The 14140-nt window shown below is 53.2% G+C and carries 11 protein-coding genes, 3 tRNA genes and 4 rRNA genes; 13 read left to right on the top strand and 5 right to left on the bottom strand.

Annotated features, from left to right (window positions below):
* Positions 1-11: 11 nt before the first annotated feature.
* From rsmB to def, 3 genes are read right to left on the bottom strand one after another with little or no spacing between them, the layout of a single operon-like run.
* A complete protein-coding gene (gene rsmB / locus BMF08_RS03440) occupies positions 12-1301 on the bottom strand; it encodes a 16S rRNA (cytosine(967)-C(5))-methyltransferase RsmB (protein WP_072571562.1) in 1290 nt (429 codons plus the stop codon).
* Between the two features lie 51 nt (positions 1302-1352).
* A complete protein-coding gene (fmt, locus tag BMF08_RS03435; RefSeq protein WP_072571561.1) occupies positions 1353-2300 on the bottom strand; it encodes a methionyl-tRNA formyltransferase in 948 nt (315 codons plus the stop codon).
* A gap of 14 nt (positions 2301-2314) precedes the next feature.
* Positions 2315-2824, bottom strand: a complete 510-nt coding sequence (gene def, locus BMF08_RS03430) for a peptide deformylase (RefSeq protein ID WP_072571560.1) — start codon at positions 2822-2824, stop codon at positions 2315-2317.
* 128 nt (positions 2825-2952) lie between these two features.
* Between def and dprA the strand changes: the two genes are divergently transcribed.
* Genes dprA through BMF08_RS03400 form a run of 6 tightly spaced genes read left to right on the top strand, consistent with a single transcriptional unit; the run spans position 2953 to position 6745 of the window.
* A complete protein-coding gene (gene dprA, locus BMF08_RS03425; protein ID WP_072571559.1) occupies positions 2953-4077 on the top strand; it encodes a DNA-protecting protein DprA in 1125 nt (374 codons plus the stop codon).
* Complete coding sequence (smg, locus tag BMF08_RS03420; protein WP_072571558.1) at positions 4049-4522, top strand: DUF494 family protein Smg; 474 nt, start codon at positions 4049-4051, stop codon at positions 4520-4522. Before dprA ends, smg begins: the two co-directional genes overlap by 29 nt.
* Before the next feature lie 27 nt (positions 4523-4549).
* Positions 4550-5107, top strand: a complete 558-nt coding sequence (locus BMF08_RS03415; RefSeq protein ID WP_072571557.1) for a DNA topoisomerase family protein — start codon at positions 4550-4552, stop codon at positions 5105-5107.
* Positions 5097-5669 carry an L-threonylcarbamoyladenylate synthase type 1 TsaC gene (tsaC, locus tag BMF08_RS03410; RefSeq protein ID WP_072571556.1) on the top strand — a complete coding sequence of 191 codons (573 nt, stop codon included), beginning with the start codon at positions 5097-5099 and terminating at the stop codon, positions 5667-5669. The genes BMF08_RS03415 and tsaC overlap by 11 nt, the downstream gene beginning before the upstream one ends.
* A 3-nt stretch (positions 5670-5672) precedes the next feature.
* Positions 5673-6491 carry a shikimate dehydrogenase gene (gene aroE / locus BMF08_RS03405; protein WP_072571555.1) on the top strand — a complete coding sequence of 273 codons (819 nt, stop codon included), beginning with the start codon at positions 5673-5675 and terminating at the stop codon, positions 6489-6491.
* Positions 6488-6745, top strand: coding sequence for a DUF1488 domain-containing protein (locus BMF08_RS03400; RefSeq protein WP_072571554.1), 258 nt, complete (start codon positions 6488-6490; stop codon positions 6743-6745). Before aroE ends, BMF08_RS03400 begins: the two co-directional genes overlap by 4 nt.
* Here the strand turns inward: BMF08_RS03400 and BMF08_RS03395 are convergent.
* On the bottom strand, positions 6721-7275 hold the full coding sequence (locus BMF08_RS03395; protein ID WP_072571553.1) for a gamma carbonic anhydrase family protein: 555 nt from the start codon (positions 7273-7275) through the stop codon (positions 6721-6723). The two genes, BMF08_RS03400 and BMF08_RS03395, sit on opposite strands and share 25 nt — an antisense overlap.
* Positions 7276-7758: 483 nt before the next feature.
* Between BMF08_RS03395 and BMF08_RS03390 the strand changes: the two genes are divergently transcribed.
* The 7 genes from BMF08_RS03390 (at position 7759) to rrf (BMF08_RS03360) (ending at position 13262) form a co-directional block, all read left to right on the top strand.
* A 16S ribosomal RNA gene (locus BMF08_RS03390) occupies positions 7759-9298 on the top strand.
* Positions 9299-9369: 71 nt separating this feature from the next.
* Positions 9370-9446: transfer RNA gene (locus BMF08_RS03385), tRNA-Ile, on the top strand.
* A gap of 72 nt (positions 9447-9518) precedes the next feature.
* Positions 9519-9594: transfer RNA gene (locus tag BMF08_RS03380), tRNA-Ala, on the top strand.
* A 198-nt stretch (positions 9595-9792) separates the two neighbouring features.
* A 23S ribosomal RNA gene (locus BMF08_RS03375) occupies positions 9793-12699 on the top strand.
* A 199-nt stretch (positions 12700-12898) separates the two neighbouring features.
* Positions 12899-13014, top strand: a 5S ribosomal RNA gene (rrf, locus tag BMF08_RS03370).
* A gap of 14 nt (positions 13015-13028) precedes the next feature.
* A tRNA-Thr gene (locus BMF08_RS03365) sits at positions 13029-13104 on the top strand.
* Between the two features lie 42 nt (positions 13105-13146).
* A 5S ribosomal RNA gene (gene rrf, locus BMF08_RS03360) occupies positions 13147-13262 on the top strand.
* The 16S, 23S and 5S rRNA genes sit together here with 3 tRNA genes alongside, the layout of an rRNA operon.
* A 114-nt stretch (positions 13263-13376) precedes the next feature.
* Here the strand turns inward: rrf (BMF08_RS03360) and BMF08_RS03355 are convergent.
* Positions 13377-14135, bottom strand: coding sequence for an amino acid ABC transporter ATP-binding protein (locus BMF08_RS03355; protein WP_072569509.1), 759 nt, complete (start codon positions 14133-14135; stop codon positions 13377-13379).
* Positions 14136-14140 lie beyond the last annotated feature (5 nt).

Genomic DNA, 14140 nt, shown 5'->3' with positions numbered 1-14140 from the left:
CGTCATTTCAGTCACTGTTTGATTAGCTTAGCGTAATAGAAGCCATCGCCGTCTTCCAGACCCGGCAGATTCTGCTTGCCAGGATTGTCCGGCGTGCCGGTAACGCTGAGTTTTGCATCAGGCGTACGTGCCAGGAACGCGGCGATTTGCTGACTGTTCTCTTCCGGCAATACGGAACAAGTCGCGTAGACCAGCGTGCCGCCAGGCTTAAGGTGCGGCCAGATGGCATCCAGGATCTCCGACTGTAACTGAGCGAGTTCGGCAATATCACGATCGCGACGCAGCCACTTAATATCAGGATGACGGCGGATAACCCCTGTCGCCGAGCACGGCGCATCCAGCAGGATACGATCAAACTGCTGCTCACCGCACCACTGGGCCGGGAAACGCCCGTCGCCCTGTTTCACCTGCGCTTTCATGCCCAGACGTTTCAGGTTGTCGTAAACGCGCGACAGGCGTTTTTCATCGACATCAACCGCCAGCACCTGAGCATCAGGCGCCACTTCAAGAATATGCGTCGTTTTGCCGCCAGGCGCCGCGCACAGATCGAGAATGTGCTCACCGTTTTCAGGCTCAAGAAAAGTCATGCATCCCTGGGCCGACGCATCCTGTACGGTCACCCAGCCTTCTTCGAAGCCTGGCAGAGTATGAACAGGGGCAGGGGACTCAAGACGCACCGCATCCGGATAGTCTGGATGCGTAAAACCTTGCTGCCCTGTTTCTTCCAGTAAGGCCAGCCAGGCATCGCGTGAGTGGTGATTGCGATTCACGCGCAGCCACATCGGTGGACGCTGGTTATTTGCTTCGACAATGGCTTCCCACTGCCGCGGATACGCTTTACGCAGGCGGGTCAGCAACCACTCCGGATGGAGAAAGCGGCTCTCGCTGGAAGCGAATTCGGCCAGCAACGTTTCCTGCTGACGCTGGAACTGACGCAGCACGCCGTTAATCAGGCCTTTTAGCTGTGGTCTTTTTATCGCCACGGCCCCTTCAACGGTTTCCGCAAGCGCGGCATGCGGCGGGATCCGGGTATGCAGGAGCTGGTAAAACCCTACCATGATCAGATAATGAATGGTGCGTTGCTTTCCGGTCATCGGGCGTGACATCAATTTATTGATCAGCCACTCCATCTGCGACAGGGTACGCAGAACGCCAAAACACAGCTCCTGAAGCAGGGCTTTATCTTTATCGGATACTTTTTGCTGTAACAGTGGCAGGACATTGCTGAGGGACTGGCCTTTTTCAACGACCTGTTCGATAGCCTGGGCTGCCATGCTGCGTAAATTAATATTTTTTTTCATAGCCACAAAATAAAAATGCCCGGTAACCCCGGGCTTGAGACGTGATGCTCGTCAGGCAAGACGATGTCCGGGAACAAACCATTCCCGGCGGGAGTTGAGCAGGTCTTGCGCGCTCATTGCTTTTTTACCGGCCGGTTGCAGCGATTCTATATTCAGAATACCGTCGCCCGTAGCGACCTGGATGCCCTGTTTAGTGGCGTCCACAATTGTGCCCGGCCCGGCGGTAGTCTCAGAATGGATAACTGACGCTTTCCAGATTTTCAGCGGCTGGCCGTCGATTTCAAGCCAGCTCATCGGCCATGGATTGAATGCGCGGATACAGCGCTCAAGTTGCACGGCAGGCAGGGACCAGTCCATGCGAGCTTCCTCTTTGCTGAGTTTCTCCGCATAGGTTACCTGCGCTTCATCCTGTACCTGCGGTTGGGCTGTGCCACCCGCCAGCTGTGCAAGGGTTTCAATCAGGCCGGCAGGCCCTAACTCTGCAAGCTTATCGTACAGCGTCGCGCTGGTATCTTCGGCCGTGATTGGGCAGACAAGCTTATGCAGCATATCGCCCGTATCCAGGCCGACGTCCATTTGCATGATCGTGACGCCGGTTTCCGCATCGCCTGCCCAAAGCGCGCGCTGAATAGGCGCCGCTCCGCGCCAGCGGGGAAGCAATGAACCGTGAACGTTAATGCAGCCCAGACGGGGCATATCCAGCACAGCTTTGGGCAGAATCAGACCATAGGCCACTACAACCATCACATCTGCGTGTAAGTCGGCGACCAGGTGCTGATTTTCCTGCGGACGTAAAGACGCTGGCTGAAACACTGGTAAACCGTTCTCTTCCGCCAGCACTTTTACCGGGCTCGGCATCAGCTTTTTGCCGCGTCCGGCCGGGCGATCCGGTTGGGTAAATACGCCAACGACGTTATGTCCGGATGACAACAGCGCGTCAAGATGACGCGCTGCAAAGTCAGGTGTACCCGCAAAAATAATACGTAGTGAATCTGACACGTTGATTCTTATCCTTAAGCCCGTGCGTTCAGGCGGTCGAGTTTCTCAACTTTCTGACGTATACGTTTTTGCTTCAGCGGCGACAGGTAATCGATAAACAGCTTACCGACCAGGTGATCCATTTCATGCTGAATACAGATCGCCAGCAGGCCATCCGCTTCCAGCTCAAACGGCTTACCGTCTCTGTCGAGCGCGCGAATTTTTACTTTCTCTGCACGCGGCACCAGAGCGCGTTGCTCCGGGATCGACAGGCAGCCTTCCTCAATACCGGTTTCGCCACTTTTTTCCAGCAGTTCCGGATTGATCAACACCAGGCGACCATCGCGATTCTCGGAGACGTCAATAACGATAATGCGCTGATGAATATCAACCTGCGTTGCGGCGAGGCCAATACCCTCTTCGGCATACATGGTATCGAACATATCATCAACGATACGCTGAATGTCTGCATTCACTTCTTTTACCGGTTCAGCGACTTTGCGAAGACGCTCGTCCGGGATATGTAACACGTGCAAAACTGCCATAAATTTCCAGAGTTGTGTTCAGGAGTAGAAAAGATTATTCCTCCTATTCTAGACAAATCCCCCTCTGATTGACAGCATCAGTGACCAATCGCAAAGATTGCTGAGGCTGCCTGTGGCAAGGGGAAAGGATGACTCTGACAGAGATTTGGTTGCGCCTGATTTACGTAGGGGATCTGTATGGCGACAAGATGCTTAACGTCGCGCAATCTTTATTGCAGAACCCGGATATCACGACCTCGACATTAAGCCACGCTGGACTGACCCCACAGCAGATCGCAAAATTTCAGGCGCTGGCTGCGGGTGAAATTGAACGCAGCCTGGCGTGGCTTACGGCTCCCGACCACCATCTGTTGCTGGCCACTGATGCCGCTTACCCGCCGCAGCTAAGAGCCATCAGCGATTATCCCGGCGCGCTCTTTGTCGAAGGGGATATCGGCGTACTGAAGTCGCAGCAACTGGGTGTCGTCGGTAGTCGGGCCCACTCATGGTATGGCGAGCGATGGGGCCGTCAGTTCTGTGAACAGCTTGTGCGTTATGGCGTGACCATTACCAGTGGTCTGGCTCTGGGAATCGACAGCATTGCCCATCGCGCAGCGCTTAACGGCAAAGGTAAAACGGTGGCGGTACTGGGAAACGGTTTACACAGCGTTTATCCAAAGCGGCATCGCGCGCTTGCCGACGGCATCCTTAATGCTGGCGGCGCGCTGGTTTCAGAGTTCCCTTTATCTGCGGTGCCCTGGCCGGGGAACTTCCCGCGACGAAACCGCATTATTAGTGGACTAAGCCGCGGCGTGCTGGTGGTGGAAGCGGCGCTGAAAAGCGGTTCGCTGGTCACGGCACGTTGCGCGCTGGATCAGGGACGTGAGGTTTTTGCTCTGCCAGGCCCATTGGGCAACCCTGGCTGTGAAGGACCGCATAGTCTTATCAGGCAGGGGGCAATGCTGGTGACATCGCCTGAGGAGATTCTGGAAAGTTTGCAATATGGGCTACATTGGGTGCCAGATCACAGCGATAAGCTAATTAATTCTTCAGAACCGGATAACGCGGCATTGCCATTTCCTGAGCTCCTGGCTAACGTAGGAGATGAGGTAACACCTGTTGACGTCGTCGCTGAACGTGCCGGCCAACCTGTGCCAGTGATTGTGGCTCAGCTACTCGAACTGGAGTTAGCAGGATGGATCGCAGTTGTACCCGGCGGCTATGTCCGATTAAGGAGGGCAAGCCATGTTCGACGTACTAATGTATTTGTTTGAGACTTACATCCACAACGAAGCTGAATTGCGCGTGGATCAGGATAAACTGGAGTCAGATCTGACAGACGCTGGTTTTGATCGTGAGGACATCTACAACGCGTTATTGTGGCTGGAAAAGCTGGCTGATTATCAGGAAGGCCTCGCCGAACCGATGCAGCTCGCTTCAGACCCACTCTCTGTTCGTATTTATACTGCAGAAGAGTGTGAGAGGCTGGATGCCAGTTGCCGGGGATTCTTGTTATTCCTGGAGCAGATTCAGGTGCTAAACCTCGAAACGCGGGAAATGGTCATTGAACGCGTGCTGGCGCTGGATACCGCAGAGTTCGATCTGGAAGATCTAAAATGGGTCATTCTGATGGTACTGTTTAATATCCCCGGATGTGAAAACGCCTATCAGCAGATGGAAGAATTACTCTTTGAAGTGAATGAAGGTATGCTGCACTAAATCATCGTTGCAGCAGCAAGAGTTGTTATGGCCAAATCAGCACTGTTCTCGGTGCCTAATCAGGAGCCCTGTCCACAATGCGGGGCTCAGCTTGTTATTCGTTCCGGGAAGCACGGACCTTTCCTTGGGTGTTCCCTGTATCCGGAATGCGATTTTGTTCGTCCGCTAAAAAACCAGGCTGACGGTCATATCGTTAAAGTTCTGGAGGGGCAGCTTTGTCCTGTATGTGGCGCTGAGCTGGTGCTGCGTCAGGGGCGCTACGGCATGTTTATCGGCTGTAGTCAGTATCCCACTTGCGAACATACCGAACTGATCGATAAACCTGATGATACTGCCATTACCTGCCCGCAGTGTCAGACGGGGCATCTGGTTCAGCGTCGTTCCCGTTACGGCAAAACTTTCTACTCCTGCGATGGTTATCCTGACTGTCAGTTCGTTATCAATTTTAAACCGATAGCTGGCGAGTGTCCTGTCTGCCAGTATCCGTTACTCATCGAAAAGAAAACCGCGCAGGGCGTTAAACGCTTTTGCGCCAGTAAACAATGTGGAAAGCCGGTTCCGGCGGAATTAAACAGTGAAGAATAACCTGCAATCAGATCGCATCGCTGACGCGGTGGCGGTACTGAATAATAAAGAAGTCATCGCTTATCCTACAGAGGCTGTTTTTGGTGTCGGCTGCGATCCTGATAGTGAGATCGCAGTCCAGCGTCTGCTTGAGTTAAAACAACGCCCGGTGGAAAAAGGGTTGATCCTTATCGCGGCGAATTTCGAACAGCTTAAACCCTACATCGACGACAGCGCCCTGAATGAATCGCAGCGTGAGGCCGTCTTTGCCAGCTGGCCAGGTCCGGTGACATTCGTATTCCCGGCGCGACCCACGACGCCGCGCTGGTTAACCGGCCGTTTTGATACGCTGGCTGTACGCGTTACCAATCATCCGCTGGTGGTGGCCTTATGCGAGGCCTACGGCAAACCGCTGGTTTCGACCAGCGCTAATCTGACGGGCTTACCGCCGTGCCGTACAACAGAAGAAGTACGCGCCCAGTTCGGTGATCATTTTCCGGTGGTGGAGGGCGAAACTGGCGGGCGTCAGAACCCTTCAGAAATACGTGACGCGCTGACCGGCGAGCGCTTCCGACAGGGGTAATATATGGAAAGCTATGCGGTATTCGGTAACCCGATCGCCCACAGTAAGTCTCCGTTTATTCATCAACAATTTGCGCAGCAGCTGCAAATTGATCACCCTTATGGTCGTGTGCTGGCGCCAGCAGATGATTTTGTGAATACCCTGAATGCGTTTTTTGCGGCGGGGGGGAAGGGGGCTAACATCACGGTCCCCTTTAAAGAAGAGGCGTTTGCCCGGGCCGATGAACTGACAGAGCGCGCAGCGCTGGCAGGGGCAGTGAATACCCTCAAGCGGCTGGAGGATGGCCGTTTGCTGGGGGATAACACCGATGGTACGGGCTTGCTGAGCGATCTTGAGCGGCTGGGCTTCATTAAGCCTGGTTTCCGTATTTTGCTGACAGGCGCAGGCGGCGCTGCCCGTGGGGTTCTTCTCCCTTTACTGTCTCTGGATTGCCAGGTAACCATCACTAACCGTACTTTTGCGCGGGCTGAGGCGCTGGCAAACGTCTTCATGCATACCGGCAGCGTCAAGGCGGTGGCAATGGATCAACTACGGGATCATGAATTTGATCTGATCATTAATGCGACATCCAGTGGCATTAGCGGCGAGATCCCCGCGATCCCGGAATCGCTGGTTCATCCGCATCTGTACTGTTATGACATGTTCTATCAGAAAGGAAATACGCCGTTTTTGAACTGGTGTGAGCATCATGGCGCAAAACAGTGCGCAGATGGAGTGGGTATGCTGGTGGCGCAGGCTGCTCATGCTGTTCTGTTATGGCACGGGGTGTTACCGGAAACTGAAGCGGTGATTAATCAGCTGAAGCAGGAAATAGCGCAATGAATCAGGCCATCCAGTTTCCGGATCGCGAAGAGTGGCATGCAGAATTGCAGGCGGTATGCTTTCCCGTGCTGGTAAATGGTATGCAGCTTACCTGCGCAATAAAGGGCAGCTCGCTGGCGTATCGTTTTAAAGGCGATACGCCGGAACAGTGGTTGCATAATTTTCAGGCTAACCGCTGGGATATTGAAGAAGAAGCTGAACAGCTGATCCACGATCAGCAAGAAGACGATCAGGGCTGGATCTGGTTACCCTGAGCCAGATAGTCGTCTTTCCATTTGACGTAGTTATTAGCTGAATATTGCAGTCCTTCGATTTCCGCCTCAGTTAAGGGGCGGATCTGTTTAACCGGACTGCCCAGATAGAGATAACCCGTTTCGAGCCGTTTGTTTTGCGGCACCAGGCTACCTGCCCCAATCATCACATCATCTTCCACAACAACGCCATCCAACAGAATCGATCCCATGCCGACCAGAACGCGATTGCCAATGGTGCACCCATGTAACATCACTTTATGCCCGACGGTGACGTCTTCGCCAATAGTCAGCGGATTACCCGCCGGGTTATAAGCAGACTTGTGCGTGACATGCAGCACGCTGCCGTCCTGAATATTAGTGCGTGCGCCTATCTCGACATGGTTCACGTCACCACGGATCGCGACAAGCGGCCAAATCCCCACATCATCAGCCATGCGGACGTCGCCAATGACGACGCTGGTGGCATCGATCATCACGCGTTGTCCCACTTTTGGGAAAAGATCCTTATAAGGACGTAAGACAGCAGACATATATACCTCAGTACTTGCGAAGGATAATGATGACTTTGGGTCCATTATTCGCACGGCGCAAGCCTTTTACACCTCAAAATTTGCGCAGATCGAACAGGATCACAGCGATAAGAGTGAAAAATCAGCACTCAGAAAAAAAGATCCAAAAAAGGCTTGTGCAAAAAAATGGGATCCCTATAATGCGCCTCCACTGACACGGAACAACGGCTTACAGGCCAGCGGGTCAGGAGGCCTCCTCCGGGAAGGCCGCCAGAGAAAAGCGAAAATAAACGCTTGACTCTGAGGGAGGAAAGCGTAATATACGCCACCTCGCGACACAGCGCTAAAGCGCGTCGCAACTGCTCTTTAACAATTTATCAGACAATCTGTGTGGGCACTCAAGGACATGGATTCTTAAACGTCTTCGGACGCTAAATGAATACCAAGTCTCTGGAGTGAACATACGTAATTCATTACGAAGTTTAATTCACGAGCATCAAACTTAAATTGAAGAGTTTGATCATGGCTCAGATTGAACGCTGGCGGCAGGCCTAACACATGCAAGTCGAGCGGTAGCACAGAGAGCTTGCTCTCGGGTGACGAGCGGCGGACGGGTGAGTAATGTCTGGGAAACTGCCTGATGGAGGGGGATAACTACTGGAAACGGTAGCTAATACCGCATAACGTCGCAAGACCAAAGAGGGGGACCTTCGGGCCTCTTGCCATCAGATGTGCCCAGATGGGATTAGCTAGTAGGTGGGGTAACGGCTCACCTAGGCGACGATCCCTAGCTGGTCTGAGAGGATGACCAGCCACACTGGAACTGAGACACGGTCCAGACTCCTACGGGAGGCAGCAGTGGGGAATATTGCACAATGGGCGCAAGCCTGATGCAGCCATGCCGCGTGTATGAAGAAGGCCTTCGGGTTGTAAAGTACTTTCAGCGGGGAGGAAGGTGTTGTGGTTAATAACCACAGCAATTGACGTTACCCGCAGAAGAAGCACCGGCTAACTCCGTGCCAGCAGCCGCGGTAATACGGAGGGTGCAAGCGTTAATCGGAATTACTGGGCGTAAAGCGCACGCAGGCGGTCTGTCAAGTCGGATGTGAAATCCCCGGGCTCAACCTGGGAACTGCATCCGAAACTGGCAGGCTTGAGTCTTGTAGAGGGGGGTAGAATTCCAGGTGTAGCGGTGAAATGCGTAGAGATCTGGAGGAATACCGGTGGCGAAGGCGGCCCCCTGGACAAAGACTGACGCTCAGGTGCGAAAGCGTGGGGAGCAAACAGGATTAGATACCCTGGTAGTCCACGCTGTAAACGATGTCGACTTGGAGGTTGTGCCCTTGAGGCGTGGCTTCCGGAGCTAACGCGTTAAGTCGACCGCCTGGGGAGTACGGCCGCAAGGTTAAAACTCAAATGAATTGACGGGGGCCCGCACAAGCGGTGGAGCATGTGGTTTAATTCGATGCAACGCGAAGAACCTTACCTACTCTTGACATCCAGAGAACTTAGCAGAGATGCTTTGGTGCCTTCGGGAACTCTGAGACAGGTGCTGCATGGCTGTCGTCAGCTCGTGTTGTGAAATGTTGGGTTAAGTCCCGCAACGAGCGCAACCCTTATCCTTTGTTGCCAGCGGTCCGGCCGGGAACTCAAAGGAGACTGCCAGTGATAAACTGGAGGAAGGTGGGGATGACGTCAAGTCATCATGGCCCTTACGAGTAGGGCTACACACGTGCTACAATGGCATATACAAAGAGAAGCGACCTCGCGAGAGCAAGCGGACCTCATAAAGTATGTCGTAGTCCGGATCGGAGTCTGCAACTCGACTCCGTGAAGTCGGAATCGCTAGTAATCGTGGATCAGAATGCCACGGTGAATACGTTCCCGGGCCTTGTACACACCGCCCGTCACACCATGGGAGTGGGTTGCAAAAGAAGTAGGTAGCTTAACCTTCGGGAGGGCGCTTACCACTTTGTGATTCATGACTGGGGTGAAGTCGTAACAAGGTAACCGTAGGGGAACCTGCGGTTGGATCACCTCCTTACCTGAAAGAACCTGCCTTGCAGTGCTCACACAGATTGTCTGATAGAAAATAAAGCAGTAAGAAATCTCTGCAGGCTTGTAGCTCAGGTGGTTAGAGCGCACCCCTGATAAGGGTGAGGTCGGTGGTTCAAGTCCACTCAGGCCTACCAAATTCCTCCTGATACTGCGTTGCAAAACGCCCTGTCTCAGAAAGAATACCGGTAACGAGATTTGCATACGATGGGGTTATAGCTCAGCTGGGAGAGCGCCTGCCTTGCACGCAGGAGGTCTGCGGTTCGATCCCGCATAGCTCCACCATCCTTTACTGCTGAAAACAAGAAAACTTCAGAGTGTACCTGAAAAGGTGCGCTGCGAAGTTTTGCTCTTTAAAAATCTGGATCAAGCTGAAAATTGAAACGACACGCTGTTTCTTTTCTCCGTAACAAGAAAAGAAAAATGGCGTGTTCGAGTCTCTCAAATTTTTGCAATCAGAAGTGAAACATCTTCGGGTTGTGAGGTTAAGCGACTAAGCGTACACGGTGGATGCCCTGGCAGTCAGAGGCGATGAAGGGCGTGCTAATCTGCGATAAGCGCCGGTAAGGTGATATGAACCGTTATAACCGGCGATACCCGAATGGGGAAACCCAGTGCAATCCGTTGCACTATCATGTCATGAATACATAGTGGCATGAGGCGAACCGGGGGAACTGAAACATCTAAGTACCCCGAGGAAAAGAAATCAACCGAGATTCCCCCAGTAGCGGCGAGCGAACGGGGAGGAGCCCAGAACCTGAATCAGCATGTGTGTTAGTGGAAGCGTCTGGAAAGTCGCAGGGTACAGGGTGATACTCCCGTACACAAAAATGCACATGTTGTGAGTTCGAAGAGTAGGGCGGGACACGTGGTATCCTGTCTGAATATGGGGGGACCATCCTCCAAGGCTAAATACTCCTGACTGACCGATAGTGAACCAGTACCGTGAGGGAAAGGCGAAAAGAACCCCGGCGAGGGGAGTGAAACAGAACCTGAAACCGTGTACGTACAAGCAGTGGGAGCCTCTTTATGGGGTGACTGCGTACCTTTTGTATAATGGGTCAGCGACTTATATTCTGTAGCAAGGTTAACCGTATAGGGGAGCCGAAGGGAAACCGAGTCTTAACTGGGCGTTAAGTTGCAGGGTATAGACCCGAAACCCGGTGATCTAGCCATGGGCAGGTTGAAGGTTGGGTAACACTAACTGGAGGACCGAACCGACTAATGTTGAAAAATTAGCGGATGACTTGTGGCTGGGGGTGAAAGGCCAATCAAACCGGGAGATAGCTGGTTCTCCCCGAAAGCTATTTAGGTAGCGCCTCGTGAATTCATCTTCGGGGGTAGAGCACTGTTTCGGCTAGGGGGTCATCCCGACTTACCAACCCGATGCAAACTGCGAATACCGAAGAATGTTATCACGGGAGACACACGGCGGGTGCTAACGTCCGTCGTGAAGAGGGAAACAACCCAGACCGCCAGCTAAGGTCCCAAAGTCATGGTTAAGTGGGAAACGATGTGGGAAGGCACAGACAGCCAGGATGTTGGCTTAGAAGCAGCCATCATTTAAAGAAAGCGTAATAGCTCACTGGTCGAGTCGGCCTGCGCGGAAGATGTAACGGGGCTAAACCATGCACCGAAGCTGCGGCAGCGACACTATGTGTTGTTGGGTAGGGGAGCGTTCTGTAAGCCGTTGAAGGTGGACTGTGAGGTCTGCTGGAGGTATCAGAAGTGCGAATGCTGACATAAGTAACGATAAAGCGGGTGAAAAACCCGCTCGCCGGAAGACCAAGGGTTCCTGTCCAACGTTAATCGGGGCAGGGTGAGTCGACCCCTAAGGCGAGGCCGAAAGGCGTAGTCGATGGGAAACAGGTTAATATTCCTGTACTCGGTGTTACTGCGAAGGGGGGACGGAGAAGGCTATGTTGGCCGGGCGACGGTTGTCCCGGTTTAAGCGTGTAGGTGGAGCAATTAGGTAAATCCGGTTGCTTATTAACACTGAGGCGTGATGACGAGGCACTACGGTGCTGAAGTGACAAATGCCCTGCTTCCAGGAAAAGCCTCTAAGCATCAGGTAACACAGAATCGTACCCCAAACCGACACAGGTGGTCAGGTAGAGAATACCAAGGCGCTTGAGAGAACTCGGGTGAAGGAACTAGGCAAAATGGTGCCGTAACTTCGGGAGAAGGCACGCTGGTGCGTAGGTGAAGCGACTTGCTCGCGGAGCTGAAACCAGTCGAAGATACCAGCTGGCTGCAACTGTTTATTAAAAACACAGCACTGTGCAAACACGAAAGTGGACGTATACGGTGTGACGCCTGCCCGGTGCCGGAAGGTTAATTGATGGGGTTAGCGGCAACGCGAAGCTCTTGATCGAAGCCCCGGTAAACGGCGGCCGTAACTATAACGGTCCTAAGGTAGCGAAATTCCTTGTCGGGTAAGTTCCGACCTGCACGAATGGCGTAATGATGGCCAGGCTGTCTCCACCCGAGACTCAGTGAAATTGAAATCGCTGTGAAGATGCAGTGTACCCGCGGCAAGACGGAAAGACCCCGTGAACCTTTACTATAGCTTGACACTGAACACTGGTCCTTGATGTGTAGGATAGGTGGGAGGCTTTGAAGCGTGGACGCCAGTCTGCGTGGAGCCATCCTTGAAATACCACCCTTTAATGGCTGGTGTTCTAACGTGGACCCGTTACCCGGGTTGCGGACAGTGTCTGGTGGGTAGTTTGACTGGGGCGGTCTCCTCCTAAAGCGTAACGGAGGAGCACGAAGGTTAGCTAATCCTGGTCGGACATCAGGAGGTTAGTGCAATGGCATAAGCTAGCTTGACTGCGAGCGTGACGGCGCGAGCAGGTGCGAAAGCAGGTCATAGTGATCCGGTGGTTCTGAATGGAAGGGCCATCGCTCAACGGATAAAAGGTACTCCGGGGATAACAGGCTGATACCGCCCAAGAGTTCATATCGACGGCGGTGTTTGGCACCTCGATGTCGGCTCATCACATCCTGGGGCTGAAGTAGGTCCCAAGGGTATGGCTGTTCGCCATTTAAAGTGGTACGCGAGCTGGGTTTAGAACGTCGTGAGACAGTTCGGTCCCTATCTGCCGTGGGCGCTGGAGAATTGAGGGGGGCTGCTCCTAGTACGAGAGGACCGGAGTGGACGCATCACTGGTGTTCGGGTTGTCATGCCAATGGCATTGCCCGGTAGCTAAATGCGGAAGAGATAAGTGCTGAAAGCATCTAAGCACGAAACTTGCCCCGAGATGAGTTCTCCCTGACCCTTTAAGGGTCCTGAAGGAACGTTGAAGACGACGACGTTGATAGGCCGGGTGTGTAAGCGCAGCGATGCGTTGAGCTAACCGGTACTAATGAACCGTGAGGCTTAACCTTACAACGCCGAAGATGTTTTGGCGGATTTGAGAGATTTTCAGCTTAGACCAGATAAAGTAAAGTGCGCAATAGTTTGCGCAGCAGCAAGGCGGCAGGCCGAAGGAAAGGAAGGAGCATACTGAAGTATGTGACTGACTTTACGAGGACAGCCAACGCCGCTGATGCGATAAAATATTGCGTACAGAGCACAAAGAATTTGCCTGGCGGCACTAGCGCGGCGGTCCCACCTGACCCCATGCCGAACTCAGAAGTGAAACGCCGTAGCGCCGATGGTAGTGTGGGGTCTCCCCATGCGAGAGTAGGGAACTGCCAGGCATCAAATTAAGCGTGCTGATATGGCTCAGTTGGTAGAGCGCACCCTTGGTAAGGGTGAGGTCCCCAGTTCGACTCTGGGTATCAGCACCACTTTTAAAGCGGTTAATAGTTCGGCACTTAGAAAAGAATTTGCCTGGCGACACTAGCGCGGCGGTCCCACCTGACCCCATGCCGAACTCAGAAGTGAAACGCCGTAGCGCCGATGGTAGTGTGGGGTCTCCCCATGCGAGAGTAGGGAATTGCCAGGCATCAAATAAAGCAAAAAGCCCAGTCGAAAGACTGGGCTTTTTGCTATGGATCTTTTCTGGAAATAACCGCAAAGCCTGGCGCGGCGGCTGGGCTTTGCGGTTATAGAAGCCAGATTAATGAATAACCTGCGACAAAAATGCTCTTGTACGTTCTGATTTGGGGTTGGCAAAGAAGGTTTCTGGCGGTGCCTGTTCAACGATTTCACCACGATCCATAAAGATCACGCGATCCGCTACGGTACGGGCAAAGCCCATCTCATGGGTCACGCAGAGCATGGTCATACCCGACTCGGCAAGGCCAATCATCGTATCCAGCACCTCTTTCACCATCTCCGGGTCGAGCGCAGAAGTCGGTTCGTCGAACAGCATGATTTTCGGTTTCATACACAGCGAACGAGCAATGGCTACGCGCTGTTGCTGCCCGCCGGAAATCTGCCCCGGAAATTTATGGGCATGTTCAGCAATACGCACGCGTTCAAGATAATGCATCGCCAGTGCTTCCGCTTCCTTCTTCGGCATTTTACGCACCCAGATCGGTGCCAGCGTGCAGTTCTGTAAAACCGTCAGATGCGGGAACAGGTTGAAATGCTGGAACACCATGCCCACTTCCTGACGCACCTTTTCGATATTACGGATGTCCTCGTTAAGCTCAATCCCATCCACCACAATCCGGCCTTGCTGATGCTCTTCCAGATGGTTGATACAGCGGATCGTGGTGGATTTCCCTGAACCCGACGGCCCGCAGAGGACAATACGTTCACCCTGTTTGACCTCAAGGTTGATATTTTTCAGCACGTGAAACTGCCCGTACCATTTATTCACAGTGTCGAGCGTAATCATCGCATCGTCAGACTGCATAATCATATTACTCATGGTTT

The sequence above is a fragment of the Enterobacter sp. SA187 genome, from assembly GCF_001888805.2.
GTDB lineage: Bacteria > Pseudomonadota > Gammaproteobacteria > Enterobacterales > Enterobacteriaceae > Enterobacter_D.
The sequence above is the reverse complement of the archived record's forward strand: the minus strand, read 5'-3'. Positions and strand labels throughout refer to the sequence as shown.

Coding starts and splice junctions, on each gene's coding strand:
- dprA (WP_072571559.1), top strand. CDS start 2,953: ATGACTCTGACAGAGATTTGGTTGCGCCTGATTTACGTAGGGGATCTG.
- smg (WP_072571558.1), top strand. CDS start 4,049: ATGTTCGACGTACTAATGTATTTGTTTGAGACTTACATCCACAACGAA.
- def (WP_072571560.1), bottom strand. CDS start 2,824: ATGGCAGTTTTGCACGTGTTACATATCCCGGACGAGCGTCTTCGCAAA.
- BMF08_RS03415 (WP_072571557.1), top strand. CDS start 4,550: ATGGCCAAATCAGCACTGTTCTCGGTGCCTAATCAGGAGCCCTGTCCA.
- aroE (WP_072571555.1), top strand. CDS start 5,673: ATGGAAAGCTATGCGGTATTCGGTAACCCGATCGCCCACAGTAAGTCT.
- BMF08_RS03400 (WP_072571554.1), top strand. CDS start 6,488: ATGAATCAGGCCATCCAGTTTCCGGATCGCGAAGAGTGGCATGCAGAA.
- BMF08_RS03395 (WP_072571553.1), bottom strand. CDS start 7,275: ATGTCTGCTGTCTTACGTCCTTATAAGGATCTTTTCCCAAAAGTGGGA.
- rsmB (WP_072571562.1), bottom strand. CDS start 1,301: ATGAAAAAAAATATTAATTTACGCAGCATGGCAGCCCAGGCTATCGAA.
- BMF08_RS03355 (WP_072569509.1), bottom strand. CDS start 14,135: ATGAGTAATATGATTATGCAGTCTGACGATGCGATGATTACGCTCGAC.